This is a genomic window from Nitrospirota bacterium, from assembly GCA_040755395.1.
Taxonomy (GTDB): Bacteria; Nitrospirota; Nitrospiria; order Nitrospirales; family Nitrospiraceae; genus DATLZU01.
Genome location: JBFMAX010000018.1, coordinates 26514 through 52678, shown reverse-complemented (window position 1 = coordinate 52678; position 26165 = coordinate 26514). Strand labels below are relative to the sequence as shown.

Here is a 26165-nt window from a genome sequence, read left to right as displayed (position 1 = left end):
CCAAGCTTCGCTCGGGCCGCCGGCTCTTTATCGCTTTATCGTCATTGACGCCGGCGGATAGAGTCTTCAACCCGCTCTTTGCCGTTGTCTGTGCGATATGCCAAGCTTCGCTCGGGCCGCCGGCTATACCAACCTTCGGTTGAACCGCGCTCTCCATCGTGTTATCGAGATTGATGCGCGCGGATAAAACCCACAAGGAGGTTTCTCGTTGCTTGATTCGCCTTATCGTCATTGACGCCGGCGGAGAGAGTCCTCAACCCACTTGCTTTTCCTGATCTCCGAACCTCCGAGGCGGAGTGCTGCTAATCAGTGAGTAAGTGATTGGTCATTGAGTGATGGGGAGAACGGCACGGTCAATTCCCGATCACGAATGACTGCATCATCCATCACGTTGTCACTCTTTTGGCTTCCATCGTGCCACCAAATACGGCTTGTGCTTCTCGAAGATTTGACACAGGGCCTCGATCCGGCCCTCGGCCTCCGCCGAGGTCAGGGCCTGAGTTTCCAGCACGAACGTGGCGGTGCGGCCCAGGTAGAGCGGGGTGAACGCCTTGAGCAGGTGGTCTCGCGGCATCACCCGTTCATGATACGCCACGGCGGCGTCATAGACCACGTGCGCCCACAGGTCGTCCGGGATGCGGAACTCCTGCGGCGAGGCGGTCCCCAGCGAGCGCAGCCGTTTCATCGTCTCGGGCGAGAGCATCTGATCCCAAATGGCGCCCAGGTCCGTCAAGCCTTGGCGGAAGCTGGCGATCATGCGATCCACGTTGACGTTCACGGGTTCGACCCCGACCTCGTACTGGAAGCCGAACAGCTTGACCGGGTTTGATCCCTGGAGCGCGGACCAGATCCCGGCATGTTCTTCCATCAGGGCGAAGACGGCGCCCAACACCTGGACCAGCATGGCGGACAGGTCCGCGGCCGGGTCTTTCGGGTTGTGGATCTTGGCGCCCAGGAAACTCTGGCATACGCGGGCGCCGCTCGCGATGGCTTCCGTCGTCATCCAAATGTCGATGCCGAACTTGGCGACGTCGGATTCCCAAACATGCTTGTCCAGGTAGTGGTCCGCCAGACGTCCGGAAAACCCGAAGTCGCCGCCGATGGGCTGGCGGATCCGCTGCCCGTAGAGCGCGCGCGTCAGCGGATACACGATGCTGTTGGTGATGGTGCCGTCGTACTTGTGGCGCAGGTAATAGGGCGCCACGTAATCGTACTGCTCTTCCAGTACGGGCCGGATCAGCAGCTCGATCCATTCGGGCGTGATGCTGCGCAGATCGGAGTCCACCACCGCGCAGGCCTTCGCCTTCAACCGGCGGGCGATCTCGAAGATGGTCCGGAACGCGCTGCCTTTCCCGGGAATGCCGTGGTAGGGCGTGATGATCTTGTGCAGCGGGCTCTGGCGGTCGCCGATGAACATGGCGTGGAGGTCCGCGACCGTCCGGTTGACCACTTCCTGCGTCCCGTCCGACGAGCCTCCGTCCGAATTGACCAGGACCGACCGGGCGCCGGGGAAATACTTCGCCAAGCCCGCGTTGACGGCCCGCACGACGTGCCCGACCGTTTCGGCGTTGTTGTAACTGGGAATTCCCACCAGGATGTCCGCCTCGCCGAGTCGCCGGACTTTTTCCTCGGTCTCGGGCGTCAGGGGCGTGTCGTTGGCAGGCATCCTTGTTTCATCCTGTAAAACAGCTGTCAGCCATCAGTAGTCAGCTATCGGTTCCCGATGGATGGTTGCGCGACGCGCGAGACAGGCGAGACGAGCGGGATGGGCGGAGCTGCCTTCTTCCAGTCGCGCATTTCGCGCGAGTCCGCTTGTCGCGCTCTGCGCGTCGCGCATTACGGATTACGGCGCCGCCTCGCTCACCCGAATCGTGGCGGTCGGGCTCATCGTGCCCTTCGGATCATCCGGTTCCATCCAGACATTGTAATGGACCGTGCCGGTCTGCGCGAAGCAGAGGCTCGCGTACTGCGCCGGCTCGATCGTCACGAGATCCTGGATCGCGCCGAAGCTCATGAATCCCTTCTGGCAGGAGACCTGGTCCAGTCTCTTGTGCTCGAGGATGCCCACGTTGACGGGGCCCTCCCGGAGGTTCTGCCAGCGGACCTCGTCGCCGACGTTGACGTACAGCGTCTGCGGGCTGATGTGGTCGCGGATCTGCACATAATGCACGGCGCCGGTGCGGCTGGTCTCGTGCAGGCCGCTGCAACCGGACGCGGCGCCGAGGACGGCGCAGAGAATCAGGAACATGCGGGGCGGCGTCGTGGAGCGTGTTTCCGTCATAATTCCTCTTTCATAGATTTCGCGGATCGGCGGGATTTGTGTTCTCCGCTTGGTTCCCAGTCATGGTCTTCCTCGACCGCTTCGATCAGTCGGCCGAAGATATCCGGCACCGCGGCGGTCACCCGGCTCCAATTGGAAATCATCGGCACGCCCAGGGGATCCTCCAGGAAGCGGTCCGTCGCGAGCTTGATGCCTTTGAGGAACACCTCGACGGCGGTCCGTTCCTCGTGGCGGTCGAATTTCAGGCTGTTGATGGCCGCGTCGTTCTCGTAGCGGCTGATGGCTTCCTGGGCCGCCTGCAGATAAGTCGCCCGCAGGGTCTTGAGCGTGCTGTCCGAAAGAACGACCCCGTCGCTGGCCAGGTTGCGGAACAGCGCCTTCGTAATATCCACGCACATCTTGAGCAGGCCGCCTTCCGGGTTGTTTGCGGACAACGGCTGGTGTTTGTGCTCATACTCGTCCGCGATATCCACCTGACAGATCCGCCGCAACGCGCAGTTACGGTGCACCTCCGCCAGCACCCCGATCTCCAGCCCCCAGTCGCCGGGGATGCGATTGATCCAGGCCAGGTCCCGCACCATCGCGAACTCGCCGGCCAGCGGATAGCGGAAACTGTCGAGGAACGTGAGCAGCGGCTGGGGACCCACAAGCTGCTGGAGGCTCCGCAAGAGCGGCGTGATAAAGAGGCGGGTCACGCGGCCGTGAAGCCGGTCGGTCACCCGGGCGTAGTAGCCCTTGCAGAATTCGTAACCGAGGTTGGGGTTGGCGATCGGGTAACAGAGCCGGGCGAGATATTCCCGGTTGTAGCTGAGGATGTCGCAGTCGTGCAGCGCGATCACCTTGCTCTGCCTCCGGGCCAACACGTATCCGAAGGCGGTCCAACAGCCGCGCCCTTTGCCCTGCAGGCCGATGTCGATCTCGTGGGAGACCAGCAGTTTGAGGATCTCCTGGATACGCGCGCCGTCGTTCCAGATGATCCGCACGCGTTGGGGGAGCGCGGAGAAATACTGCTTCGCCAGGCGGAACTCCAGCGCGGAGGCCCGGTCGAGCGAGATCACGATCTCGTTCAGGTACCGGACGTGTTTCAGCGTGTCCACGATGCCTTTCAACGCCGGCCGCTCGAGCTCCGCGTAGAGCGAAGGCAGCACGAGCGCGATCGGATTCTCCGAGGCGTGGCGTTCGAGCTCGATTTCGAGTTGCTCGATGTTCGGCCGCCCCAGCCGGTGGAGCACGGTGACGACGCCGTTTTGATGGAAGTCCGCCATACGTAACCCGCTGTGTCGTTGTTAAGTGTCGTCCATCCGGGCGGTTTATGCAACCCGGTTTCCAATGCAGGCGCGACGGATTGCGCGGCAGCGGCGGGCTGAGGTGAAGGGGAGGCCGTCGGGGATCGCAGCGGGAGAAACCGAAGAACGGCGGGGCACCGGTCCGACGCAGGACCGTGCGTCCGCCTCAGGCCGGGTCGTCATGGCCCAGGAAGATCCGTCGGCATTTCTTGGCGAAGAGGTCCTGGTCGAACGGTTTGACCAGATACTCGCCCGCGCCGAGCGTGATCGCCGCCCTGAGTCGATCCAAATCGGACGCGGTGGACATCATAATCACGGGGATTTCCGGGTGCCGGTCGCGTATCTCCCGGAGCACGGCCATCCCGTCCGGACTGGGCGTGTGCAGGTCGAGCAGCACGCCGTGGATCGGAGTCCGGTCCGTGTCCGTCGCGATTCGCGCAAGGCCCGCGCGGCCGTCCTGCTCTCCGACGACGTCGAACCCCATCGCCGACAACCGGTTGCAGACCATCGCGCGGGACCGCTCATCGTCGTCGACCACCAGGATTCTCCTGCGCATCCCGTGGCTGTTCATCGCCTCCGTCCTGTCCCGCTTCCTCGCGCCGTCGCGAATCGGGAGAGGACCCGCGGTCGCCGCCTCTATGCCTTCCGCTCATGCGTCTCTCTCGCTCACGGTCCGCGGCGCGGATCGCCTCAACTGATCACGATGCCGGCCTTCTTGGATCGGGCCCGGCCGTGCGCCGGCTCCGGACGGGCGATGCGGTTTTGCACGATGAGGGGGTCGACGATGTCTCCGCACGTGATGCAACGCCAGCCCGTAAAATACAAGGCTCCGGTGTCGGATTCCCAATCGACGAACGTCTCCTGCACCATCAGGCTATGACAACGTGGGCATCCCATCGGGGACCTCGCGGTGCGCGATTCCTCGGGTGTCTCTACCATCACTCACATACTCATGTGCCGGCCGCCGGGCGGTAAGCGGGTCGGTCGACGAAACTCTGATCGCCGCGCCCATAGCTCATAAGCTGCCGGTAGAACACGCAGCAATCGGGACAGTACGTATGGGAAAAAATGAAATCCGCGGGGGCGAGACGATATCGCTTCATGTAGACCAGCACGTCGCCCCATTCGCCTTGACCGAATCCGGTTCCGTTATCGTCCCGGACGCGCCGGCACAGCGAACACAGTGGAACCAACGCCGTCATGGACCGCCTCCATACCAAGCTTCGCTTGAACCGGTCGCGCTCTTAATCAGCTCGACCGGATAGACACCTCACGTAACTTTGCTCTCCCTTTCCATGCAGACGCGCCTTTCCGATACCGTGCTGAGGGGGAAAAGAAAACCCGTCATCTCCCCAGGAGCGAAGAGGAAAATCCCCAGGGGATGCGACAATCGGCACGAGTGCGGCGGCGAGGGGGGGGGATTACTGGGACGTCGTCAGGCCGTGGGCGATCGCGTACTTGGTCAATTCCGCCGTCGTATGGAGGTTGAGTTGATCCATGATCTGGGATTTGTGGAATTCGACGGTTTTCGCCGAAATGTTGAGCACTTTGGCGATTTCCTTGTTCGAACGTCCCTCGGCCACGAGCTGCAACACCTCGCGTTGGCGGAGGGTCAGCGAATCGCGGCGGGAGACCGGACTGCTCCCGCTGTCCAGCAGCGAGTGGATGAGGTCCTTGGTGATCAACGGCGTGATGTAGAAGTGGCCGTCAAGGACGGAGTCGATCGCCTGGATGAGTTCCGCGCCCGCCGACCGTTTCAAGAGATACCCGGATGCGCCCGCTTTGAAGGCTTCGTTCACGTAGGCCGGGTCCGCGTGCATCGTGACGAAGACGAGTTTGACCTCCGGCACCAGCTTCTTCAGTTGGCGCGCCGCGTCGATCCCGTTCAGCAGCGGCATCGAGATATCCAGCGTCACGAGGTCGGGTCGAAGCCGGGGCGCGACTTCGAGCAGCGCGCGGCCGTCCTCGACCGTACCGACCACCTCGTACCGCTCGCCCAACAGCTTGCGGAATCCTTCCAAGACCAGCGTATGGTCGTCCGCCAACAGCACCCGAGGCAACGGACTCATCAGATCCTCCCGGGCACCGGGATCCAGACACGCACCGACGTGCCCTGGCCGGGACCCGTCGCAATGTCGAACGTTCCGTTCACGAGACGCACCCGTTCCTTCATGCTGACCAGACCCAGTCCGGTCTGCCGGCGCTTCACGAGCTTGAGGTCGAATCCGCAGCCGTTGTCCCGCACGGTCAGGGCCACCCCCTGTTCGACGCCGGCCAGTTCCACATCGACGCAGGACGCGTTGGCGTGCCGGCTCGCATTGCCAAGGCTTTCCTGCGCCACCCGGTAGAGGCAGGTGGACACCGTCTGCGGCAACGGGTCGGCGACGTTGCGCAGCACGAAGGTGCCCTTGATGCCGGTCCGCGCGGAAAAATCGTCGATCAGGCGCTCTAGCGCGATCGGCAGGCCCAAGTCGTCCAGGATCGAAGGATGGAATTGATACGCCAGGTGTCTGACGTCGTCCGAGAGTTCCGCCAGACGATTCTGAATCGTCCGCAGCCCCCGGCCGATCCGTTCCGGGGACGACGGCAGGCTCCGTTCCAGCGTTTCCACTTCCACGGTCAGCATCGCCAGCCGCTGGTTCACGTCGTCGTGCAGGTCGCGTGACAGGCGCCGCCGCTCCTCCTCCTGCGCCGTCAGGAGGCGGGCGGCCAGGGCCCGCAGCTCCTCGCGGCTCTGCCGCAGCGCCTGCTGGCTGGCTTCGAGGGCTTGCTGCGCGCGTTTCCGGTCCGTGATGTCCGAATGGACGGCGACCCACACGGTTCCGTGCTCCGGATGTTCCAGCGTGGAGATGCTGGCCCAGGACCAGAACGGCGTCCCGTCTTTTTTTCGGTTGAGGATCTCCCCTTTCCACACGCCGGCGGCCTCGAGCTGGCGTACGATGTCGCCGGCCGCCTCGCCCGGCGCGTTGATGATCCCGACGGGCTTCCCCGTCAGTTCATCGGAGTCGTACCCGAAGATGTGTTCGAACGTGGGATTGGCGTACACGATGGTCGCATCGCTCTTGCGGACCAGACAGATCCCCTCGGCCATGTTGGCGGCGACGACGCTTTGGAGGCGGAGGGCTTCCTCGGCCTGCTTACGCTCCGTGACATCGCGCGTGATCTTGAGGAACCCGCGCAGCCGCCCCGACTCGTCCCGCAGAGCCGTGAGCACCACGTTGGCCCAAAAGCGGGAGCCGTCCCTGCGGACGCGCCAGCCTTCGTCCTCCACGCGCCCCTGGGCGGCGGCCTGTTCGAGCTGCCGTCGGGGCTTGCCGCTCCGCTCGTCGTCCGGCGGATACAACCGGGCGACACTGCGGCCGATGATCTCGTCCGCCTTGTAGCCGATGACGCGCGCGGCGCCGGCGTTCCAACTGGCCACCAACCCCTCGCGGTCGAGAAGAAAAATCGCATAGTCCTGCGTGCCCTCCACCAGCAGGCGAAACCGCTCCTCGCTGGCGCGCAAGGATCGTTCGGTCTCCATCCGTTCCGTGATCTCGGCCACCAGCGCTTTGTTGACGCTCGCCAGTTCCGACGTCCGTTCCTGGACCCGGACTTCCAGCGCGTCGTAGGCGCGGCGGAGCGATTCTTCCGCCCGCCGGCGTTGCAGAAAGAACAGCACGGGGATCCAGATGACGAGCACGCTGAACAGCCGATTGGTCAGGACCATCCACATCGGCACTCCGGCGATCGTCGGGCTGAACCACGCGCCCAACGCGTCGAGACCTGAACAACATCCCGCCACGAAAATGGGAAACCGTCGGCTGGATGAAGCAAAGGCTAGAATCACGACGCCGCTGTACAGGACGCCGTCGGCCACTCCCAGCGGAAGCGAGAGGTCGAGGAGGAACAGGCCGAGGATCAGTCCCGTAACTCCGAGGACGAGGGATGTGTCATTGCGCGAGGTCATTCCGCCGGCACACTCCCGTTGGGGGGGGAATTATCCTCCCCGGTCGTCGGTCTATTCAAGTGCGGGGCGTTTCGGGTGGACCGTCGGTTGCGCCGACCGGGCGCGGAACAAGCGGCGAGGAGCGAAACGGACACGCCGGATCGACCGGCGCGCCGGCCTGTGACGTGCGAAAGGTTCGTTATTGGCCGGGAGCGGCGGCGCGGCTCATACTGACGGCCTTGACGATTTTGGCTTGCCGGATGGACTCGAGAAACCGGTCGGGCGGGCCGACCGGGCGCGGCACTTCCACCGGATACCAGCCGGCGTTGACGGAGCCCTTCCGGCCGTGAATCTCGTCGATCAAGTGCTGGATGCTTTCTTCCGACGTCCCTTCCTGGAACGTGACCCAGAAGGTGAAGGGTTGCGCCTGGGGGTCGGGGCGCACCTCGGCGATTTGCGTAGACGCGGCGGAGTCCTTGGGCTTTCCGGCCACCGCCGGGGTCTCACCGGACGCCGGAACGGCCTTGGACACATCCACGCCCGCCGACTTCAGTCGATTTTTCAGCTCTTGGTTGCTGCTCTCCAGCGTCGCCATCTGCTTGCTCAGCGCCTCGTTGGCCGCGGTCAGGGTTCTGAGTTCGTGGCGCAACTGCTCGCGCTCCAGATCGGCCCGGTTCAGGAGCAAGCGGGTGAGGTGTTCGACCTCTCGGCTGACGGCCTTGTTGCGGTCGCCGAGGTTCTGCCGCACGGTCAGCACGCTGTCGTTGAGCTTCTGCTGTGTATCCGCGACCGCGGCCAGCGTTCGCTGAAACTGCTCCAACTCCTGCCGCTGGCTCTGCACGGTCTGCAAGACTTCGGTCTGGGCGTCGGCCAGTTGCGCGACGTCCTGCCGGAGGCGATCCACGTGGGCCTGCGTCGCCGAAACCAGCGCCGAGACCTGGCTGGCGGGCATGACCGGAGGTTCGGGTTTCAGCCAACCGGTCATCCGATCGGTCCACAGCACCACCACCGCGGCGGCGAGCGCGACCTGCGTCAGGACCAACACGCGCGGCCATGCCGGTTCGCGGGGTTCGGTACCGGAGACCCCGGAAACCAGCGACGCAGCCGCCTGCCGGACCCGATGCCACAGCGCCGGAGCGGCCTTGTATGCGACCCGAACCGATCCTCCGTCCATCCGGTTGTGGACGGTGATCTCGATCGCGTCGCGTGAAAGCGGAACGCGCGCGGTGCGAAGGCCGAACTCCGGCGCGCACAGGCCGCCGACGAGCACGCCGTCCTCCGTCCGGATCTCCACGGAGTGGACGATCCGTTCGCGACTGGAAAAGGCGAATGTCGGCTCGGTGGCCGCGCAGGCGACCGTGCCGACCCGCTCTTGATTGACGAACACCTGCAGCAGGTCGGGCTCCTCCCGACGCCGCTGGGTCGAATGGGTCTTGAGCGCGTCAAGCAGACGTTGGCGATATTCGCTGAGCAGGCCGTCCTGTTCCATGTCTTCTCCCACCTCCTTGTTCCGGTAGGAAAAAGGTCACCACTCCGCCCTTCTGGCGCGGGCGGATATGGAGGTCGATGCGCGGTTTCAACACGCCGTTGAGCTCAATGTACCGAAGGTCGCAGACTTCGACAAAACAATCGCGACACATGGCCAGATGCCAGACCCGGTAGTCGTATCCGTAGTCCTGCTGAAACAGTTCGTCCCACTTCTGTCGGGGCAGACAGGGATAGTGCTCGGGTTCGCTCTTCCGGTAATGGGTCTGGAGCAGACGAATGAGCCGTTCGGTCTCCGCGTTCACGCGTTCGGGATGCCGTTCCTTCTGCTCTTCCAGTTCGTGCAACTCTTCCTTGGTGAGACCGATCTCCTCGACGGCCCGTTGCCAGCCGCTCTGGCGCCACCGTTCGAAGTTCTTGTAGACGCGTTGGCTTTCGGCCATGCCGAGCCCCAGGATTTTCACCACCTGGCCCTGGCCGAAGCCGTATAAGTGGTAGAACAACGCCATCAGCGCATCGCGGCTGACCACCGCCCGCGAGGTGAGCCCGTCCAGAAACCGGCCCAACGGAGACAACAAATCCTTGTGGTAACAGAGGGGGTCCGGCTGGCTGTAGTATTTCGCGATCAGACTGTCCAACAAAAACAGCGGGCGGCAGGGAACCTCGGTCCGCCCGCAGACCAAAAACCGCTCGACCAGTTCATACCCCCATCGCAAGGCCAGTTTCTCGTGGGCGATATCGTTCTCCCACTGGCCCGTTTCTTTCAAAAACCGTTTGGTATGGCCGGTGGCGCGGTCAAGCAACTCGGGCATCGCCTCCGCCGCAAAGCGGTCGAACTCCTCCGCGCTGGCGACGACGCTGCTCAACCCGCCCGACACGTCTCGGTCTTCGCCCATCGAGGCTCCTCGCGCGGCTTTATCTTCCCTCCGACCGGGGTGGGAATGCAATTGGACATTTTTCGGAGGCATCCGGGCTTTTTGTCCATTGGGCCGTCACGGGGATTTTTGTAAGAAATTCCCATGCGCCATGCATGGGGCACGGCGCGACGCAAACCGCTTTTTCTACCGATAGGAGGGTGTCATGAGAAAGTTGGCTGGATTGATCGCGATGGCCGTCGTGTTGGTATTCGGACTGGCGACGACCGTCGCCTACACCGCGACGACGGTCTTCGCAGGTGAGGAGAAGAAGGAGGAGAAAAAAGGCGACAAGGGCGGCAAGTTGACGGACGAAAAAAAGGACGAAAAGAAGGATAAAGGCGGTCATTAATCGGTGCAGTCTACCGCGGAAGGGACACGGCGTTGAACGCCGTGTCCCTTTGTCGCTTTTGAATTCTTGAACTCTGCCAGGAGGGAGGTCATGAGCGCAATCATCGGACTTGCCCTGCTCTCGCTCGTCGGCTGCTGGCTGGGTCCGCCCGCGACCTTCGCGGCGGACACGAGCACGGCTCCGGTCACCGGCTCTCCCCAGTCGATCAAAGTCGAACTCCTCCGGATCGACGGCGAGTTCTACATCGTCAAAGACGAATCGGGTAAAGAACGGCGGCTGCACGTCGGCAAGGACACGGAGGTGTACGGCCAGATCAAACCGGGCGACCTCATCGAAGTCTGGGTTCAGCCCGACGGGCATGCCAGGACGATCATGATCGTCAAGAGCGCGCCCGCCGCCGCCAACTGACCCGTCGTTGCGCCTGCCATCCTTCGCCGGCGAGCCATCGCAATCGTTTCCACCGATGCCGGAAAGCGCCGACAACCCCGACGACACCTTTGTGGTCCGGCAGCGGGACCTTCATGTAAAGGTCCGGTTTCACACGTCCGACGGCGACCGGCGCGAAGGTCTTCTCTCCTCCGTCGGTGAACACGGACTGTTCATTGAACACCATGATCCTTTACCGGTCGGGATCGAGCTGAACCTGGAATTCGTTCTGCCCGACGGTTCATCGGAGCGGCTGGAAGCGAAGGGCGTGGTGGCCTGGGTGTGTCCCCATCCCGATCAGTACGCCTTTTCGCGCGGGATGGGGGTGCGCCTCACGGAGGTGCTCGAGAGCCGTGGGCTGGAGAAGGCGATAGAGAGGGCGCCGACCAGCGATCCCGCAATCTTCTCGCACCTGCTCATGCTCTATGCGCGGACACTTCAGGCTCGCTGACGCCGGGCGCGGCCCCTCCGATCCTTGCCGTCCTCATTGTCATTGACGTCGCCGCTCGGCCTGGGTCGAGGGGGTAGGCTACACCGACCGGAGTGTTGCGTAAGGGTAGCGGTGGGGGTATGCTCGCTTCGGAACTCGAAACAAGGAGGAACCGATTATGACACGTACGACGATGATTCTGTTCCTGGCCGTGTCGGCCGCGGTGGCTGCCGGATGCGTCAGCAAAGGCACCCATACGCAGACGCTGGGGGAGTTGGACGAAGCACGGAAATCGATGGCCCGGACCGCGGCCGAACTCGAGAAGCTGAAGAAAGAGTCGGCGGAGGAGCTGCAGGCGAGCCGGCGGGCCAACGCCAAGCTGACGGGCGATCTGGAGGCCGCGCAGGCCGAGATCGGCAAGCTCAAGGAGAACTTCGCTTCGGTGCAGAAGAGCCTGTACGAGGAGCGGGATAATCTTCGGCGGACGGAAGGCGAGCTGAAGAAACTGCGGGACGACTACCAGGCCGCGCAACAACAGATGGGCGACTTCCGGCGGGAGCGCGACCTTCTCCAGGCCAAGGTGGACGAGCTGAAGCGAGACCTGGCTGCCGCGAACAAGGCGGTGACGGACGCCGAGGCGCGGATCGCCGCAGTGCAAAAGGAGAAGCAGGAGCTGATGGCCTCCCTCGGCGAAGCCCGGGATCGCGCCCGCGATCTCGAGACTAAATTGGCGGCCGAGTCGGCGCAGGCCGCCGCGCTCCGTGAGGACAAGCAACGGCTCATGAGCGGGACCACGACGGCCCAGGAGGAAATCGCCAAGCTCCAGAAACGGGCCGGCGAATTGGAGACCCAGGCGGCGCTGGCCGCGGATTTGACCAAGCGGCTGGAGGAGCGGGATCAGGAGATCGGCAAACTCCGCCAGGCGGCCGCCGATCGCGACGCCCTGACCGCCAAGGTGGCGTCGCTGACGGAGGAATTGAACAAGGCGAAGGAACGCGTGGCGATCGTGACCGGCGATCTGTCCAGCCTGCGCGAGGAAGAGGCCAAGCTGAAACAGGAACGGGATCAGTTGGCGCAGGAACGGGAAAAGCTCCAAGCGAGTCTGCAGCGGGAACAGGAGCGGCTGAAGGCGGAAGAAGCCGAGAAGGCCAGGCTGGAGCAGGAGCGGGCGGCCAAGGAAGCGGAGATCAAGCGGCTCACCAAGACGCAGGAAGAACTGAACAAGGCGCTGCAGGAAGAAATCGCCAAAGGCAACATCAAAATCAAGCAGATCGGGGACCGATTGACCATCAACATGGTGGACAAAATTCTGTTCGATTCCGGTCAGGCCAAGGTGAAGCCGGAAGGGCTCAAGGTGTTGAAACAGGTCAGCGACATTCTCAAGACCGTGACGGACAAGCAGATCCGGATCGAAGGCCACACGGACAACGTGCCGATCGGCGTGAAGCTGCGCGAAAAGTTTCCGACCAACTGGGAGCTCTCCACCGCCCGCGCGACCAGCGTCGTGCGCTACCTGATCGAAGAAGGCGGGGTGGATCGGAGCAACATCGCGGCCGTCGGCTATGCGGACACGAGGCCGGTCGAAAGCAACGACACGGAGGAAGGCAAAGCCGCCAATCGGCGGATCGAGATCACGCTCTATCCGAAGGACCTGTCCGAGATCGTCAAGGAGGTAAAGCAGGCGAGCTGAACAGTCTTCATGAGCCTTCAGCTCACCCGCGCATGATGAACATCATGAACGGGCAAGAGGCAAGGGGCTCGGGGCAAGGGGGAAGAGACTCAGACCTCTAGCCGCGGGCCTCTCGCCTCGCGCCTATTTTCAGAGGAATGGAATCGCACAGTCTTTCAGATCGATCACCGAAGAGACGGATGGTTGCTTCCTCGGCCCTTCAGAAGAAAGGCTTCGCCGGAATTTCTCTCCCGGCTCTCATTCTATTTCTATGTTGGTGGCTCGCGCCGTCGGCGCCGCCTGTGCAATCGGCAGAGCGGTCCGGATCGGGCGGGGCGGCGACCAACAATGAGACGCCGTCCGAAGCCGGCCTTTCTCCCGCCGCCGAGAGCGCACACGAATTTCCCCCTCTCCCGATTACCTGGTCGACCGGCACCGGCGAATGGCGCGGGCAATGGGGACGACGGGAAGCGCTGTTCTGCCCGCCGGGCGGCACGCCCGAGCCTGTGTGGGGCACGGACATCTATACAGATGACTCTTCCGTGTGCACCGCCGCGATCCACGCCGGTCTGCTCGAATCGGCCGAAGTCGGCGGAAGGGTCATGATCGAAGTGCGTCCCGACATCTCGCAGTACTTGGGAAGCACGCGGAACGGTGTGACGAGCGGGGATTGGATGGATGTGTGGCCGAGCAGCTTCATCTTCATCTGGGGCGCTGCGCAGCATGAGCCCGCTCCCGCTGTTCAGATCGATGCCAGGACAAGCGCCGAATCGTGGCAGGGGCGGCCGGGGCGAACGGTCACGGTCCTATGTCCGCCGAGGTTCGAACTGCTCAGCGTGTACGGCGGCGGAGTCTACACCATCGATACTCCCATCTGTTCAGCCGGCGTGCATGCCGGCAGGATTACTCGGGCGAAGGGAGGAATGCTGACGATCAAGCTGCTGCCCGGTCGGTCCGTCTATCCCGGCAGCACCAACAACGGAATGACGAGTTTCACCGCCGAAGCGCGGCCTCAGAGCTACACCTTCGTCCCGACCCCGCCGCACACGCCGCTTCCGCCCAGGGCGATGTCGCCGTTTCTCCCTCCGCCGGGCTAGGAAGAACTGACCTCCCGGATGGCTGAAACGGCCTGCGGGTTCTCCAGGCTGGAGAGGTCGCCCGGGTCCTGACCGAGAAACGCGGCCCGGATCACCCGTCGAAGAATCTTGGCGTTCCGGGTCTTCGGGAGGTCCGATACTGCATGGACCGCGGCCGGCTTGAGCGGCTTGCCGAGCCGTTCCGCCACCCGGCTCGCCAGCTCATCGGAGAGCGCCTCGCCGGCTGTCCATCCTTGGCGCAGCACCACGAAGCACACCAACGCTTCCCCTTTCACCGGATGCGGCACGCCGATCGCGGCGGCTTCGCTGACCGCCTGATGGCCGGTGAGGATCGCCTCCACTTCGGCCGGCCCCAGGCGCTTTCCGGCTATTTTGATCGTGTCGTCCGAGCGGCCCAGGATGTACCAGAACCCGTCCTCGTCGGTGGTAGCCCAATCGCCGTGCACCCACACCTGCGGCCACCGGGACCAGTAGGTGTCCAGGTAGCGCTGCGGATCGCGCCAGAATCCTTGCGTCATCCCGACCCAGGGCTTGGTGACCACCAGTTCCCCGACCTGTCGACGCACGGGCCGCCCGTCGGCGTCGAAAATCTCCGCCGCCATTCCCAGGCAAGGGCCGGTGAACGCGCAGGGTTTGCAGGGTTGCAGGACCGTACCCCCCACGATCCCGCCGGAGATTTCGGTGCCGCCGGAATAGTTGATGATCGGGCACCGCCCCTGACCGACCTGCTGGAAGTACCAATGGTAGGCATCCGGGGTCCACGGCTCGCCGGTGGAGCCCAGCACGCGCAGAGAGTCGAGATGATGCTGACGCACCGGAGCGTCGCCGTGCCGCATGAGGGCTCGAACCGCGGTGGGGGAAAGGCCCAGAATCGTCACGCGGTGGCGTTCCACGAGTTCCCACAGTCGTCCCGTGTGAGGCCAGTCCGGAGCGCCTTCGTAGAGCAGGCAGGTCGCCCCCAAAGAGAGCGCGCCCAGGATCTCCCACGGTCCCATCATCCAGCCCATGTCGGTGAACCAGAACAGCGTGTCGTCGGGTTGAAGATCAAAGTGGAACGCCAGGTCCTGCGCGGCCTTGATGGGAAAGCCGCTGTGCACGTGTACCGTCCCCTTGGGCCGTCCGGTGGTGCCGGACGTGTAAATGATCATGAACGGGTCGTCGGCCGCCATCTCCTCGGTCGCCGGCGCTTCACTCTCGCCGTGGGGCGGCTCATGCCACCAGACGTCACGCCCGGCCTGCCAGGAGACCGGACAGGCGGCCCGCCGGACAACCAGCAGATGCTCCACGGTCGGGCAACGCGCCGCCGCCTCATCGGCGACCTGCTTCATCCTGACCAAACCGCCGCGCCGGGAAAAGCCGTCGGCCGTGACCAGGAGCTTCGCCTCGCAGTCCTGCACGCGTGTCGCCACGGCCTCCGACGCAAAGCCGGAGAAAATCGGCGTGTAGACGGCGCCGATCTTGGAGCAGGCCAGCGTGATGACGGCCGCTTCGGGAATCATCGGCAAAAAGACCGCCACACGGTCTCCGCGGCGCACCCCGAGTCCGCGAAGGATCGACGCGGCACGGGAGACTTCGGCGCCCAGTTGGCGGTATGTCAGGGATCGCCGCGTTCCGTCTTCGCCTTCCCAACGGATCGCCTGACGATCGGCCCGCGGGCCGGCGCCGTGCTTGTCGACGCAGTTGTGCGCCACGTTCAGGCGTCCGCCCACGAACCATCGGGGCCACTGGATCCCGTTCCTCAAGTCCAGCACCTGCGAGTAGGCACGAACCCACTCGATCCCTAGCTCGTTGAGCACCGCCTCCGCGAACCATTCGATTTCGGAGATCGAGCGCCGATAGAGAGAGGAATAGTCGGCGATCCGGTGCCGCTGCATGAAGCGGAAGAGCCGGCTCCGCTGGACATACTCCGGGGTGGGGCGCCAGAGAATCGGTGGGAGCTGGTTTAAAAATGTAGGGCCTGTCACCGACCAGCCCGTCCGTGCTCGCACCCCGCCCGGTGTGGGGACCCCGCTGCGCGCGGACGGGCACCCTGGTCGGTGCCACCCACATTTTCAAGCCGTAGGGTTGAAAGAGGATTCATAGCGACTGGTCAGGTCCGTTCGTCGATCGGGACATAGGCTCGGGGCGGCGGCCCCGTGTACAGCGCGCGGGGACGGATCAGCCGATTGTGATCCTGTTGCTCGATCACGTGGGCGCACCAGCCGGTGATGCGCGAGCACACGAACACCGGTGTGTAGAGGTCTCGGGGAATGCCCATCAGAAGATAGGCGACCGCGGTGTAGAAATCCAGGTTGGGGTACAGGCCCTTCTCCTGCTGCATGATCCGGTCGATGGCGGCCGCGATCTCGTACCAGCGCGTGTCGCCGCAGGAGCGGCTGAGCGCTTCGGCGTGTCGCTGGATGATCGCCGAGCGCGGATCGCCTTTTTTCAGCACCCGGTGTCCGAAGCCCATCACGCGACGCTTGGCCGCCAGCGCATCCCGCACCCACCGCTCGGCCCGGTCGCGCGTTTTGATGTCCAGCAACATGGCCGCGACGGCTTCGTTCGCGCCGCCGTGGAGCGGTCCCTTGAGCGTGCCGATCGCCGACGTGATCGCCGCATGCAGGTCGGTCATGGTGGAGGCCGTGACCCGTGCGGCGAAGGTCGAGGCGTTGAACTCGTGTTCAGCGTACAGGATGAGCGACACATCCAGCGCGCGGGCCATGGCCTTGGCCAGGCCGTCGCCCTGATGGTCGGTCAGCAGATAGAGCAGGTTCTCGGCGAAGCGCAGGTCGGCGCGCGGCTGGACCTGCCGTTTGCCGTGCGCAAGCCGGTAGGCGGTGGCGATCAGGACCGGAATCTGAGCCAACAGCCGAACGGACTTGCGGACGTTCGCCTCGTGCGAACAGTCGGCGGCATCGGGGTCGGTCATGCCGAGCAACGACACCCCGGTGCGCAGCAGGTCCATCGGATGAACGTCGCGCGGCACCACGCCGATGAAGGCTTCTACCGGGCCGGGCAGCACCCATTGACTGTGCAGTTGGACGGAAAAGTCGTCCAACTCCTTGCGGGTCGGCAGTTTGCCGAACAGGAGCAGATAGGCGACCTCCTCGAAGGTGGCCTGCTCCGCCAGGTCGCCGATCGCGTACCCGCGATAGCGCAGGCCCGCGTCGCCTTCGTCCACCTGGCAGAGGGCCGTCTCGCCGGCCAGCACGCCTTCGAGGCCCGGGCTGTAAGGCGTGCGGGGTGAGGGGTGAGGGGTAAGGGATGAACCCGGCTGCGATTCGTCAGCTTTGTGATTCATGGTCACCGGATCGGAATTGCCGCTCCCGCTGTTCGTATTCCGTGTAGCGCAGCAGATCGTACAGTTGCTGTCGCGTGTGCATCCGGCTTAACGATTCGCGCTGCGAGCCGAGCGTCTTCAGCTCCCGCAGCACGTTCTCGATCGCTTTGGTCGCCACGCGTAGGGTGGTGACGGGAAACAGCACGAGACGATAGCCCAGTTCCTCGAATTCCCCGGCGCTCAGGTACGGGGTCTTGCCGAACTCGGTCATATTGGCGACCAGCGGAATCTTGATCCCCGCCTCGGCCAACCGCTCGGCGAAGCGACGGAACTCGTCCGCGGACTCGAGCGCTTCCGGAAAGATCGCGTCGGCTCCGGCCTCGACATAGGCGCGCGCTCGTTGCACGGCTGCATCCAGGCCTTCGACCGCGCGGGCGTCGGTGCGGGCGACGATCACAAAATCCGGATCGCGTCGCGCTTCTATGGCGGCGCGGACCTTGGCAGCCATCTCCTGCGTGGAGACCAGTCGCTTGCCCGGCAGGTGCCCGCATTTCTTGGGGTTTTCCTGGTCTTCCAACTGAATCCCGGCCAGGCCCGCCTGCTCGAATTCACGAATCGTCCGCATGACCGACAAGGGCGGGCCGAAGCCGGTATCGACATCGGCGAGCGCCGGGATCGACACCGCGTTGGCGATCGTCGCGGCGTCGGCCAGCACCTCCGTCATGGAGAGCAGGCCGATGTCCGGCAATCCCCGCGCCGCCGCGAGCGCGGCGCCGGACACGTAGCACGCTTCGAAGCCGGCCCGCTCGATCTGGATCGCCGTGAGCGCGTTGAACGCGCCGGGCAACACCACGGTTCGCTTGGCGATCAGCTCGCGCAGGCGCTGGGGCTTGCTCCTGGCCTTGTCACGCATTACCCACCTTGAAAATAGCCGTCAATGGTCAACCGAAACGCGCGACAGGCGCGAATCGCGCGACGGGCAGTCTGTCTACTTATGACCTTTCGCGCAAGTCCCGCCATTCTCGCAAGTCTCGCTTCCCCGCATCACGCGTCACCCGTCACGGACTTTCAGCAACGGCATCAAGACACCGATGTCCTTCACGCGGTCCAGTCGCCAAACCAACTCGATCACCCGGCGCGCCCGCGCGCGTCCCAGCGGCTTGGCTGTGAGCGCGAGAAACTTGTCTTCGACCTGACGGTCCGACATCGGATTCCGCGGATGGCCGAGCGGGTCGTCCACCTGTTTCACATATTCTTTGCCGGATGCCGTCTTGACGGTTATGCGCGTCGGCATCGACTCCGGGTAACGGCCGACGAACTCCGGTTGCGGCACCACGCGGATCTTGTGCATCAGCTTGTGAACGTCCGGGTCGGCGAGCCGTTTCCGGTCGAACGAGGCGAGCGTCACGGTCCCGTCCAGCAGCGCCACGGCCACGCAATAGGGAAAACTATGGTCGGCCGTCTCTCTCGTGCGTGGCCGCCACTTCTCCGGATCGCGCCCGATGATTTCGATCGCCACGTCGTAACTGCCGATTTCCACCTCCGCGATGTCGGCCAGCCCGCGGGGGCCTTCCGCCTTCAGCAACTCCTCGCGCAGGGCGAGGGAGGCCTCCACCGCCGTCTGCGCATGGTACTCGACCGGGTAATGCTTGATGTAGGAATCCAGAATCTTGAATGGGGACTGGCCCCCTTCTTGGCCTTCCGAGGGGGGGCCTGCTCCCTTGCTAGGTGACAACTCTCCCCCTCCGAGGGGAGAGGGAAGGGCGGAGGGGCGCTCGCCGCCCAAGACCGACAACTCGAACGGCCCGGAAACCAGTTTCATAAATCCTTTCTCGCCCTCGAAAATCGGCGAAGGACCCGTCATGCCCTGCCGGGCCAGCATCGCTGCGAACACGCCGTTGCGCGCCGCGTTGGAGAAGGCGCAGGCCTTCCAGATGGAGAGGTCACCAACCCGTGTCTGGCGCAACGCGATGTTCGCCACGCCCGCCAGATTGATTGCCTGCGCTGTCCGCGCCGGCGAGAGCTTGAAGAGCTTCGCCGCCGCCGCCGCCGTGGTGAACGGCCCGTACGTCACATGGTCCCAGCCGCGCGGGCGGAGCGCTGCCGCGTCGCAGAGGCGACAATGCAGCTCATAGGCCAGGACCAGCGCTTCGATCACCTGTTTACCCGATGCGCCCACGACTTCTCCGACCGCCAGCACGGCCGAGAGGTTGTCGGACGGGTGGGCCGGTTCCTTGGAGAGGTAGGTGTCGTTGAAGTCCAGATAGCGCACCATCGCGCCGTTGGCGAACGCAGCCAGATCGGGCGTCGTCTTGCGGCCGGTCCCCCAGAGGGTCGAGCCTCCCGGAACCTTCACCGATTCGGCCACCCGTCGCGCGATGCGGCAGGGCTCCGCGCGCCACGCGCCGAACGCGCAGCCCAGACTGTCCAGCACACGGCGCTTGGCTTCATGCACGACAGCCTGCGGGAAATCCCTGTAAGAAAGCCGATGGACGTAGTCGGCCAGCCGTTCCGCGAGCATGCTTGATCTCACGAAAAGAACGTCATTGGTCGAGGGTCATTGGTCAATAGTGGAACGCAGCCGCGACCGCACAAGGGGAGCAGGTTCGGACCATTGACGATTGGCCATTGACATGCGGCCGTTCACTCGTCGCCGAACTTCGGCGGTCGTTTCTCCAGGAACGCCTGCACGCCTTCCTTCTTGTCCGCCGTCTCGCACAGCGCGCCGAACAACTCGGCCTCGCGCGCGAGCCCTTCCGCCATCGGACTATCGAGCCCGGTGCGGATGGCGCGGAGCGCGGCCTGAACGGCGTGGCGGCCCTTCGAGGCGACCTTGGCCGCCACGGCGGTCGCCTCCTTCACGACCTCGGTCGCCGGCACGACCCGATTCACCAATCCCAAGTCCAGCGCCTGCTCGGCCATGATCGTCTCGCCCGTCAGGATCATCTCCGCCGCCCGCGACGGGCCGACGATGCGCGGCAGACGTTGGGTGCCGCCGAATCCCGGAATCAGCCCCAACGTGATTTCCGGCAAGCCAAGGGTGACACCGGCCGCGGCGATCCGCATGTGGCAGGCCATGGCGAGTTCGAGCCCTCCGCCCAGGCAGGGTCCGTTGATCGCCGCGATGATCGGTTTGTCGAACCGCTCGATGCGATTCAGCAGGGCCTGCCCGCGGCCGGCGAGATCCGACCCGGTATACGCGCTGTTCACCTGCGCCAACTCTTTGATATCCGCCCCGGCGCAAAAGAAGCGGCCTTCCCCGGTGAGCACCAGGGCGGCGAGGCGTTTGTCCGCTTCCAACTCTCCCAGCAACCGATCCAACCGGTCGAGTATCGATCGGGTGAGCACGTTGGCGGGCGGGTTGTTCAAGGTGATTCGTCCGATCCGGTCCGCGACGGTCACGGTCACGCCTGGTTCAGCCATCGTGTCTCTCCTCACCCGGGCCTGCGTTCCCCGCCCGGTCGTCCGCGCCGATCACATCTCACATCCCGAGATGCTTCTTCAGAATCGGCGAGTCCTTGATCGCCACATTGGTCGGGGCCAGTTCCGCCGCTTTCTTGAATTCGGCCGTCGCTTCGTCGTGTTTGCCCATCTTGTCGAGGGTCAACGCCAGATTGAAATGCGCCTCGGCCAGATTGGCGTCCTTTTTGATGGCCTTCTGGAACCATTCGGCCGCCACATCCCAGTGGCCTTGCCTGAAATGCCCCACGCCTTCGTCGTTGTCCTCGCGACCGGCCGAGCCGGCCGGCGACATCAGGGCCGTCTCCGCCCCGCCCGTCGGTTTGCCGGAGTCGCAAGCCGAGACCGAAATGAACAATCCGACCGCCCCTATGATCAGGAGAGATAAGCGTGCCATGGCGCCCTCCATACCAAGCTTCGCTTGATCCGCCGGCTCTTCATCGCGTTATCGTCATAGACGCCGGCGGATAGAGTCCTCAACCCACCAGTGCTTCTTGGCCGTTGCCTTTGTAGAAACCAAGCTTCGCTTGATCCGCCGGCTCTTCATCGCGTTATCGTCATAGACGCCGGCGGATAGAGTCCTCAACCCACCAGTGTTTCTTGGCAGTAATTCATGGCCACCAAGTGGCCACCCTGGAGCATGAAAATGCAGGTGGCACCGACCTGGGCGCCTGTCCTCGCGCAGCGGGGTCCCTCGGGTACCCGCCCGGCGGGTGTGGGCGGGGTGCGAGCTTGCACCCGTTGCAACCGGAGAGGAGCAACGGGTACCCGGCTGGTCGGTGACAGGACCCGCATTTTCATACCAGAAACCAAACTTCGCTTGATCCGCTCGCTCGTTATCGCTTTATCGTCGCTGACGCGAACGGATGGAGTCCCCAACCCGCTTGGGTTTCTTGATCTCCCACACCGAGACTACGCACCCTTGCCCTGAAGATCCAGGATCCGCTGATGTTCGGCGATCGCCCGGATGAGGTCGGGAACGCCGTCGCCCTTCAACGCCGACACGCGCACCACTCGCGGGTGCCACTCCTGTAGATCCCGAACCGTCGAGTCGGCGCCTTCCCGATCCGCCTTGTTCACCACGATGAGGTCGGCGATCTCCAACAGCCCCGCCTTCATGGCCTGCACCTCATCGCCCAGTCCGGGCGCCACGACCGCCACGACGGTCCGGGCGACCGTGCCGACGTCCGTGTCGGCCTGGCCGACCCCGATCGTTTCGACGAGGATCACGTCGTAACCCGCCGCGTCCAGCACCGTCACGGCGTCCCGCGTCGCCTGCGCCAGGCCTCCGTGCCGGCCGCGCGTGGCCATGCTGCGGACATAGACGCGGGGATCGAGCGCATGGTCCTGCATGCGGATGCGGTCCCCGAGAATGGCGCCGCCGGTGCGCGGACTGGTGATATCCACCGCCAGCACCGCGACCGTCTTATTCTGCCGGCGGTACGCCCGCACGAGCTGGTCGATCAGCGTGCTCTTGCCGGCGCCGGGATAGCCGGTGATGCCGATCACGGCCGCGCGGTTGCGGCCGGGCAGCAGGGCGAGCGCGGCGGATCCGTTCAGGTCTCCGTTCTCCAGCAAGGTGATCAGGCGGGAGACGGCCCGCACGTCGCCGGCTTTCACGCGTTCGGCTAACGCCGAGACATCCGTCATGGGCCCCACTTCTGACTTCATCATTGCCCCTGGCCCCGCGCCCCTAGCCCCGTGCCCATTGTCAAAGCCGACAGCCGCGAGGCCAGATCGCGGCGCAGATGCCGGCCGAGCCGCCGAGCCGCTGCGACCACTTTCGTTTCGTCCACCGGTACCGTCGCGCCGGAGGCCTTCAGCGCGTACACCAGGTCTTCGGTGGCCACGTTCCCGGACGCGCCCGGCGCGTACGGACAGCCTCCCAAGCCTCCGGCGGAACTGTCGAACGCCTCGATCCCGTATTCCCACCAGGCGGTCAACGCATTGGCGACCGCCATCCCGTACGTGTCGTGAAAATGGAGCGAGAGGCGGTCCCGCGAGAGACACGGCAGCGCCGCGTCCAGGAGTTTCCGCACGTCGGCCGGCGACGCTTTCCCGATCGTGTCTCCCAGCGAGATCTCGTCCACGCCCAGGTCGAGCAGCCGCTTCATCACCTCCGTCACCTGTGTCGGCGCGATCCGACCTTCATAGGGACAGAACACCGCCGTCGAGACGTACCCCCGCACGACCATGCCGTCGCGTTTGGCGCCGGCCACCACCGGCCGGAAGCGTTCGATCGACTGGCGGATCGTCGCCTTGATGTTGCGCTGCGTAAAGGTCCCGGAAGCCGCGGTGAAGACCGCGATCTTCTGCGCCGACACCGCCCGCGCCCGCTCCAAGCCGCGTTCGTTCGGGACCAGCGCCGAGTAGATGACGCCGGGCACCCGCTCGATCTTGCGGAACACGTCGCCGGTGTCCGCCAGTTGAGGCACGGCCGCAGGCGACACGAAGGAGCCGACTTCAATCTCGACGACACCGGTCCGCGACAACGCGTCGATGAAGGCGACCTTGTCGTCGGTCGGCACGATCCCCGGCTCGTTCTGCAGCCCGTCCCTGGGACCGACCTCGATGATCCGCACAACACCCGCGCGTGGATCAGGCTTGACGGCGTGCGCCGTCGGGCGCGATGGGTTCTCCATGCTCGGTCCGTTCCGCAGCCCACGCCGGGGCGCGTTTCTCCAAAAAGGCCCGGAGCCCCTCCCGGGCTTCCGCCGAAAGTCTGGCTTCCGCGTTGGCTTGCGCGCACACCGTCCAGCGATCCGCGTCGGGCAACCGGAGAATCCGGCGGAACAGCGCCTTGGTGTGTTGCGACGCCGAGGGCGCCAGTTGCAAGACCGCCTCGATCAGTTCGTCGATCCGCTTCTCGAGCCCGTCCTTCTTGACGACATCGTGGACCAGGTTGAACTGTTTGGCGACCGACGCGGAGAAGGCTTCGCCGGTCAAACAATAGCGGCGCACGAACGATTCCCCGGCCTTGCGCAACAAGAACGGCGCGATCACCGCGGGGACCAGCCCCAGCTTGACCTCGCTGAGCGCAAAGACGGTGTCGTCTGCCGCCACGACGATGTCACAGACCGCCGCCAGGCCGACTCCGCCCCCGAAGGCCGACCCGTGGACGCGGCCGATCACGGGACAGGGACATTCGTCGATCGCGCGGTACATTCGGATCAGCCGGTCGGCGTCCTCTCGCGCCTGTGCTTCGGACACGGGCGAATCCGGGTTCATCCACCGGAGATCGGCGCCGGCGCAGAAGGCCGGGCCGGCGCCGGCCAGGACTACGCCTCGCACCGAAGGATCGCCGCCCAGTTCCTCGAACGCTTCGCGCAGCTCATCCGCCATGAGGGCGTCGAACGCGTTCCGCCGTTCGGGTCGATTCAGGGTGACGTACGCGATGCCGCGCGAAAACTCGACCAGGAGGGTGTGGAATCGGGGCATCGGTTCATCCTTTTTAGCGGGAAGCTCATAGCGAACCGCCAACAGCTAGCAGCTCACAGGCCCCCCACCCAACCCTCCCCTATTATGAGGTAGGGGGGCGTCACATCCGGAACACCGGCGCGTGGCTCTCGCGGATCGGCGCCGTCGCGGTGATATCGAGGCACAGGCCGAGGACGCGGCGCGTCTCCGCCGGGTCGAGGATCCCGTCGTCCCACAGGCGAGCCGTGCTGAAATAAGGGCTCCCTTCCCGCTCATATTGCTGCAGAATGGACTCGGTGATGCGCTGCCGCTCTTCGTCCGACAGGCTCTTGCGCTCCCGTTCGAGCTGCTGCTGTTTCACGGTCGCCAGCACTTGGGCCGCTTGCCAGGGGCCCATCACCGAGATCCTCGCATGGGGCCAGAGGAAGAGGAACCGAGGGCTATAGCCTCGCCCGCACATGGCGTAGTTGCCGGCGCCATGCGACGCCCCAATGATCACCGTGAATTTGGGCACCTCCGTGGTGGCGACGGCCTGCACCATTTTGGCGCCGTCTTTGATGATCCCTCGTTCTTCGTACTCCCGGCCGACCATGAAGCCGGTGATGTTCTGGAGGAAGATCAGGGGAATACGCCGCTGGCCGCAGAGTTGGACGAAGTGCGCGCCCTTGAGCGCGGCTTCGGACAAGAGCACGCCGTTGTTCGCCACGATGCCGACCTGATGGCCCATCCAGCGGGCGAAGCCGCAGACCAGCGTTTGCCCGTAGCGGGCCTTGAATTCATGGAAACGGCTGCCGTCCACCAGGCGCGCGATGATCTCCCGCGCGTCGAAGGTCTGGCGCGGGTTGCTCGGGATCAGACCGTACAAGTCGCTCGCCGGGTAGAGCGGCTCCTCGACCTCCGCGCGCCGCGGCTTCGGCGGCAGCTTCCCCAGTGTGGCGACGATGGACCGGCAGATCTCCAGCGCGTCGCGGTCGTCTTCGGCCAAGTGGTCGCTCACGCCGGAAAGCCGCGTATGCAGGTCGGCCCCGCCCAGCGCTTCCGGGGTGACGTCCTCGCCGGTGGCCGCTTTCACGAGCGGCGGTCCGGCCAAATAGATGGTGCCGGTGCCTTTCACGATCACATTTTCATCGCACATCGCCGGGACATAGGCGCCGCCGGCCGTGCACATGCCCATGACCACCGCGATCTGCGGGATGCCCAGCGCCGACATGCGGGCCTGGTTGTAAAAAATGCGCCCGAAGTGATCCCGATCCGCGAAGACCTCGGCTTGTAACGGCAGAAACACACCGCCGGAATCCACGAGATAGATCGCCGGGAGGCGATTGTCCATCGCGATCTCCTGGGCTCGGAGGTGCTTCTTGATCGTGAGGGGGAAATAGGTGCCGCCTTTGACGGTCGCATCGTTGGCGGTGATCACGCAGGGTCGCCCGCAGATGTACCCGATGCCCGTGATGAGCCCGGCGGCGGGAACCTGGTTGTCGTACAGGCCGAAAGCCGCCAGGGGGCTTAGCTCGAGCCAAGGGGAATCGGGATCGAGCAGCGCGGCGATCCGCTCGCGGGCCGTGAGCTTGCCGCGCTTCTTGTGCAACGCCACCGCGTCGGCCGGCCCACCGGCTTGGGCCTGAGCGAGGTGCTTCTTCAGGTCAGCGAGGAGGTTTTCGTAATGCCGCTGATTCTGTTGAAACTCGTCGGAGGTCGCGACCACCGCCGTTTTGAGCGCGCGCATAGAAGAGGTCCTCTTTACGGGTGCGCCTTGAGTCCTTTGACGAACTCCACGATCTCGCTCATCGGCGTGCCCGGCCGGAACAGCGCCCGCACACCGGCCGCCTTCAGGCGCGGGACGTCTTCATCCGGGATGATCCCGCCCCCGAACACGGCGATGTCGTCCGCCCCGTGTTCCCTCAGCAATTCCAACACGCGGGCGAAGAGCGTGTTATGCGCGCCGGACAGCACGCTCAACCCGATCGCATCCACGTCCTCCTGGACGGCGGCGCTCACGACTTGCTCCGGCGTCTGGTGGAGGCCCGTGTAGATCACCTCCATTCCGGCGTCACGGAGGGCCCGCGCGACCAGCTTCACGCCTCGGTCGTGGCCGTCGAGCCCGACTTTGCCGATCAGCACGCGAATGGGTTTCGTGGCAACGGTCATTGATTCACCTT

27 protein-coding genes are annotated in these 26165 nt (G+C 64.6%); 5 read left to right on the top strand and 22 right to left on the bottom strand.

What is annotated here, in order from left to right; translation table 11 throughout:
- The 11 genes from AB1555_18390 to AB1555_18340 all read right to left on the bottom strand — a co-directional run.
- A partial coding sequence (locus AB1555_18390) for a hypothetical protein (GenBank protein ID MEW6248658.1) occupies positions 1–196 on the bottom strand: 196 nt, incomplete at its 3' end.
- 198 nt (positions 197–394) lie between these two features.
- A complete protein-coding gene (locus tag AB1555_18385) occupies positions 395–1666 on the bottom strand; it encodes a glycosyltransferase (protein MEW6248657.1) in 1272 nt (423 codons plus the stop codon).
- Between the two features lie 177 nt (positions 1667–1843).
- Positions 1844–2281 carry a hypothetical protein gene (locus tag AB1555_18380; GenBank protein MEW6248656.1) on the bottom strand — a complete coding sequence of 146 codons (438 nt, stop codon included), beginning with the start codon at positions 2279–2281 and terminating at the stop codon, positions 1844–1846.
- Positions 2278–3546 (bottom strand): glycosyl transferase, encoded by a 1269-nt coding sequence (locus AB1555_18375; protein ID MEW6248655.1) that lies wholly within the window; start codon positions 3544–3546, stop codon positions 2278–2280. The genes AB1555_18380 and AB1555_18375 overlap by 4 nt, the downstream gene beginning before the upstream one ends.
- 187 nt (positions 3547–3733) lie before the next feature.
- The gene (locus AB1555_18370) at positions 3734–4138 is read right to left on the bottom strand and encodes a response regulator (GenBank protein ID MEW6248654.1); all 405 of its coding nucleotides are present in this window, start codon (positions 4136–4138) and stop codon (positions 3734–3736) included.
- 119 nt (positions 4139–4257) lie between these two features.
- On the bottom strand, positions 4258–4464 hold the full coding sequence (locus tag AB1555_18365; GenBank protein MEW6248653.1) for a hypothetical protein: 207 nt from the start codon (positions 4462–4464) through the stop codon (positions 4258–4260).
- A gap of 53 nt (positions 4465–4517) precedes the next feature.
- Complete coding sequence (locus tag AB1555_18360; GenBank protein MEW6248652.1) at positions 4518–4769, bottom strand: hypothetical protein; 252 nt, start codon at positions 4767–4769, stop codon at positions 4518–4520.
- Between the two features lie 219 nt (positions 4770–4988).
- Complete coding sequence (locus tag AB1555_18355) at positions 4989–5636, bottom strand: response regulator transcription factor (protein MEW6248651.1); 648 nt, start codon at positions 5634–5636, stop codon at positions 4989–4991.
- Entirely contained in the window at positions 5636–7516 is a 1881-nt protein-coding gene (locus AB1555_18350) for a PAS domain S-box protein (GenBank protein MEW6248650.1), read from the bottom strand. Before AB1555_18350 ends, AB1555_18355 begins: the two co-directional genes overlap by 1 nt.
- 178 nt (positions 7517–7694) lie before the next feature.
- Positions 7695–8984, bottom strand: coding sequence for a hypothetical protein (locus AB1555_18345; GenBank protein ID MEW6248649.1), 1290 nt, complete (start codon positions 8982–8984; stop codon positions 7695–7697).
- Entirely contained in the window at positions 8938–9876 is a 939-nt protein-coding gene (locus AB1555_18340; protein ID MEW6248648.1) for a hypothetical protein, read from the bottom strand. Before AB1555_18340 ends, AB1555_18345 begins: the two co-directional genes overlap by 47 nt.
- A 184-nt stretch (positions 9877–10060) precedes the next feature.
- On the opposite strand from AB1555_18340, the gene AB1555_18335 reads away from it, so the two are divergent.
- The 5 genes from AB1555_18335 (at position 10061) to AB1555_18315 (ending at position 13868) form a co-directional block, all read left to right on the top strand.
- Positions 10061–10246 (top strand): hypothetical protein, encoded by a 186-nt coding sequence (locus AB1555_18335; GenBank protein ID MEW6248647.1) that lies wholly within the window; start codon positions 10061–10063, stop codon positions 10244–10246.
- Between the two features lie 90 nt (positions 10247–10336).
- On the top strand, positions 10337–10654 hold the full coding sequence (locus AB1555_18330; GenBank protein ID MEW6248646.1) for a hypothetical protein: 318 nt from the start codon (positions 10337–10339) through the stop codon (positions 10652–10654).
- Positions 10655–10709: 55 nt separating this feature from the next.
- Positions 10710–11123 carry a PilZ domain-containing protein gene (locus AB1555_18325; GenBank protein ID MEW6248645.1) on the top strand — a complete coding sequence of 138 codons (414 nt, stop codon included), beginning with the start codon at positions 10710–10712 and terminating at the stop codon, positions 11121–11123.
- A gap of 157 nt (positions 11124–11280) precedes the next feature.
- On the top strand, positions 11281–12792 hold the full coding sequence (locus tag AB1555_18320; protein MEW6248644.1) for an OmpA family protein: 1512 nt from the start codon (positions 11281–11283) through the stop codon (positions 12790–12792).
- A 281-nt stretch (positions 12793–13073) separates the two neighbouring features.
- A complete protein-coding gene (locus tag AB1555_18315; protein ID MEW6248643.1) occupies positions 13074–13868 on the top strand; it encodes an LCCL domain-containing protein in 795 nt (264 codons plus the stop codon).
- Here the strand turns inward: AB1555_18315 and AB1555_18310 are convergent.
- The 11 genes from AB1555_18310 to AB1555_18260 all read right to left on the bottom strand — a co-directional run bounded on the left by AB1555_18310 (position 13865) and on the right by AB1555_18260 (position 26154).
- The gene (locus AB1555_18310) at positions 13865–15832 is read right to left on the bottom strand and encodes an AMP-binding protein (GenBank protein MEW6248642.1); all 1968 of its coding nucleotides are present in this window, start codon (positions 15830–15832) and stop codon (positions 13865–13867) included. The genes AB1555_18315 and AB1555_18310 overlap by 4 nt on opposite strands.
- 125 nt (positions 15833–15957) lie before the next feature.
- Positions 15958–17151 carry a citrate/2-methylcitrate synthase gene (locus AB1555_18305; GenBank protein MEW6248641.1) on the bottom strand — a complete coding sequence of 398 codons (1194 nt, stop codon included), beginning with the start codon at positions 17149–17151 and terminating at the stop codon, positions 15958–15960.
- A complete protein-coding gene (gene prpB, locus AB1555_18300) occupies positions 17135–18043 on the bottom strand; it encodes a methylisocitrate lyase (protein ID MEW6248640.1) in 909 nt (302 codons plus the stop codon). Before prpB ends, AB1555_18305 begins: the two co-directional genes overlap by 17 nt.
- Before the next feature lie 138 nt (positions 18044–18181).
- The gene (locus tag AB1555_18295; protein ID MEW6248639.1) at positions 18182–19663 is read right to left on the bottom strand and encodes an MmgE/PrpD family protein; all 1482 of its coding nucleotides are present in this window, start codon (positions 19661–19663) and stop codon (positions 18182–18184) included.
- 110 nt (positions 19664–19773) lie between these two features.
- Positions 19774–20553: an enoyl-CoA hydratase gene (locus AB1555_18290; GenBank protein MEW6248638.1), complete on the bottom strand. Its 780-nt coding sequence runs from the start codon at positions 20551–20553 to the stop codon at positions 19774–19776.
- Between the two features lie 58 nt (positions 20554–20611).
- The gene (locus AB1555_18285; protein ID MEW6248637.1) at positions 20612–20986 is read right to left on the bottom strand and encodes a tetratricopeptide repeat protein; all 375 of its coding nucleotides are present in this window, start codon (positions 20984–20986) and stop codon (positions 20612–20614) included.
- A 515-nt stretch (positions 20987–21501) separates the two neighbouring features.
- Entirely contained in the window at positions 21502–22239 is a 738-nt protein-coding gene (meaB, locus tag AB1555_18280) for a methylmalonyl Co-A mutase-associated GTPase MeaB (protein ID MEW6248636.1), read from the bottom strand.
- 20 nt (positions 22240–22259) lie between these two features.
- A complete protein-coding gene (locus tag AB1555_18275) occupies positions 22260–23231 on the bottom strand; it encodes a hydroxymethylglutaryl-CoA lyase (GenBank protein MEW6248635.1) in 972 nt (323 codons plus the stop codon).
- Positions 23188–24027: an enoyl-CoA hydratase-related protein gene (locus AB1555_18270; GenBank protein MEW6248634.1), complete on the bottom strand. Its 840-nt coding sequence runs from the start codon at positions 24025–24027 to the stop codon at positions 23188–23190. The genes AB1555_18275 and AB1555_18270 overlap by 44 nt, the downstream gene beginning before the upstream one ends.
- A 100-nt stretch (positions 24028–24127) precedes the next feature.
- The gene (locus AB1555_18265) at positions 24128–25732 is read right to left on the bottom strand and encodes a carboxyl transferase domain-containing protein (GenBank protein MEW6248633.1); all 1605 of its coding nucleotides are present in this window, start codon (positions 25730–25732) and stop codon (positions 24128–24130) included.
- A 14-nt stretch (positions 25733–25746) separates the two neighbouring features.
- Positions 25747–26154, bottom strand: a complete 408-nt coding sequence (locus AB1555_18260; GenBank protein ID MEW6248632.1) for a cobalamin B12-binding domain-containing protein — start codon at positions 26152–26154, stop codon at positions 25747–25749.
- Positions 26155–26165: the final 11 nt, after the last annotated feature.

Coding starts and splice junctions, on each gene's coding strand:
- AB1555_18385 (MEW6248657.1), bottom strand. CDS start 1,666: ATGCCTGCCAACGACACGCCCCTGACGCCCGAGACCGAGGAAAAAGTC.
- AB1555_18380 (MEW6248656.1), bottom strand. CDS start 2,281: ATGACGGAAACACGCTCCACGACGCCGCCCCGCATGTTCCTGATTCTC.
- AB1555_18375 (MEW6248655.1), bottom strand. CDS start 3,546: ATGGCGGACTTCCATCAAAACGGCGTCGTCACCGTGCTCCACCGGCTG.
- AB1555_18370 (MEW6248654.1), bottom strand. CDS start 4,138: ATGAACAGCCACGGGATGCGCAGGAGAATCCTGGTGGTCGACGACGAT.
- AB1555_18365 (MEW6248653.1), bottom strand. CDS start 4,464: ATGGGATGCCCACGTTGTCATAGCCTGATGGTGCAGGAGACGTTCGTC.
- AB1555_18360 (MEW6248652.1), bottom strand. CDS start 4,769: ATGACGGCGTTGGTTCCACTGTGTTCGCTGTGCCGGCGCGTCCGGGAC.
- AB1555_18355 (MEW6248651.1), bottom strand. CDS start 5,636: ATGAGTCCGTTGCCTCGGGTGCTGTTGGCGGACGACCATACGCTGGTC.
- AB1555_18350 (MEW6248650.1), bottom strand. CDS start 7,516: ATGACCTCGCGCAATGACACATCCCTCGTCCTCGGAGTTACGGGACTG.
- AB1555_18345 (MEW6248649.1), bottom strand. CDS start 8,984: ATGGAACAGGACGGCCTGCTCAGCGAATATCGCCAACGTCTGCTTGAC.
- AB1555_18340 (MEW6248648.1), bottom strand. CDS start 9,876: ATGGGCGAAGACCGAGACGTGTCGGGCGGGTTGAGCAGCGTCGTCGCC.
- AB1555_18335 (MEW6248647.1), top strand. CDS start 10,061: ATGAGAAAGTTGGCTGGATTGATCGCGATGGCCGTCGTGTTGGTATTC.
- AB1555_18330 (MEW6248646.1), top strand. CDS start 10,337: ATGAGCGCAATCATCGGACTTGCCCTGCTCTCGCTCGTCGGCTGCTGG.
- AB1555_18325 (MEW6248645.1), top strand. CDS start 10,710: ATGCCGGAAAGCGCCGACAACCCCGACGACACCTTTGTGGTCCGGCAG.
- AB1555_18320 (MEW6248644.1), top strand. CDS start 11,281: ATGACACGTACGACGATGATTCTGTTCCTGGCCGTGTCGGCCGCGGTG.
- AB1555_18305 (MEW6248641.1), bottom strand. CDS start 17,151: ATGAATCACAAAGCTGACGAATCGCAGCCGGGTTCATCCCTTACCCCT.
- prpB (MEW6248640.1), bottom strand. CDS start 18,043: ATGCGTGACAAGGCCAGGAGCAAGCCCCAGCGCCTGCGCGAGCTGATC.
- AB1555_18290 (MEW6248638.1), bottom strand. CDS start 20,553: ATGGCTGAACCAGGCGTGACCGTGACCGTCGCGGACCGGATCGGACGA.
- AB1555_18285 (MEW6248637.1), bottom strand. CDS start 20,986: ATGGCACGCTTATCTCTCCTGATCATAGGGGCGGTCGGATTGTTCATT.
- meaB (MEW6248636.1), bottom strand. CDS start 22,239: ATGACGGATGTCTCGGCGTTAGCCGAACGCGTGAAAGCCGGCGACGTG.
- AB1555_18275 (MEW6248635.1), bottom strand. CDS start 23,231: ATGGAGAACCCATCGCGCCCGACGGCGCACGCCGTCAAGCCTGATCCA.
- AB1555_18270 (MEW6248634.1), bottom strand. CDS start 24,027: ATGCCCCGATTCCACACCCTCCTGGTCGAGTTTTCGCGCGGCATCGCG.
- AB1555_18265 (MEW6248633.1), bottom strand. CDS start 25,732: ATGCGCGCGCTCAAAACGGCGGTGGTCGCGACCTCCGACGAGTTTCAA.
- AB1555_18260 (MEW6248632.1), bottom strand. CDS start 26,154: ATGACCGTTGCCACGAAACCCATTCGCGTGCTGATCGGCAAAGTCGGG.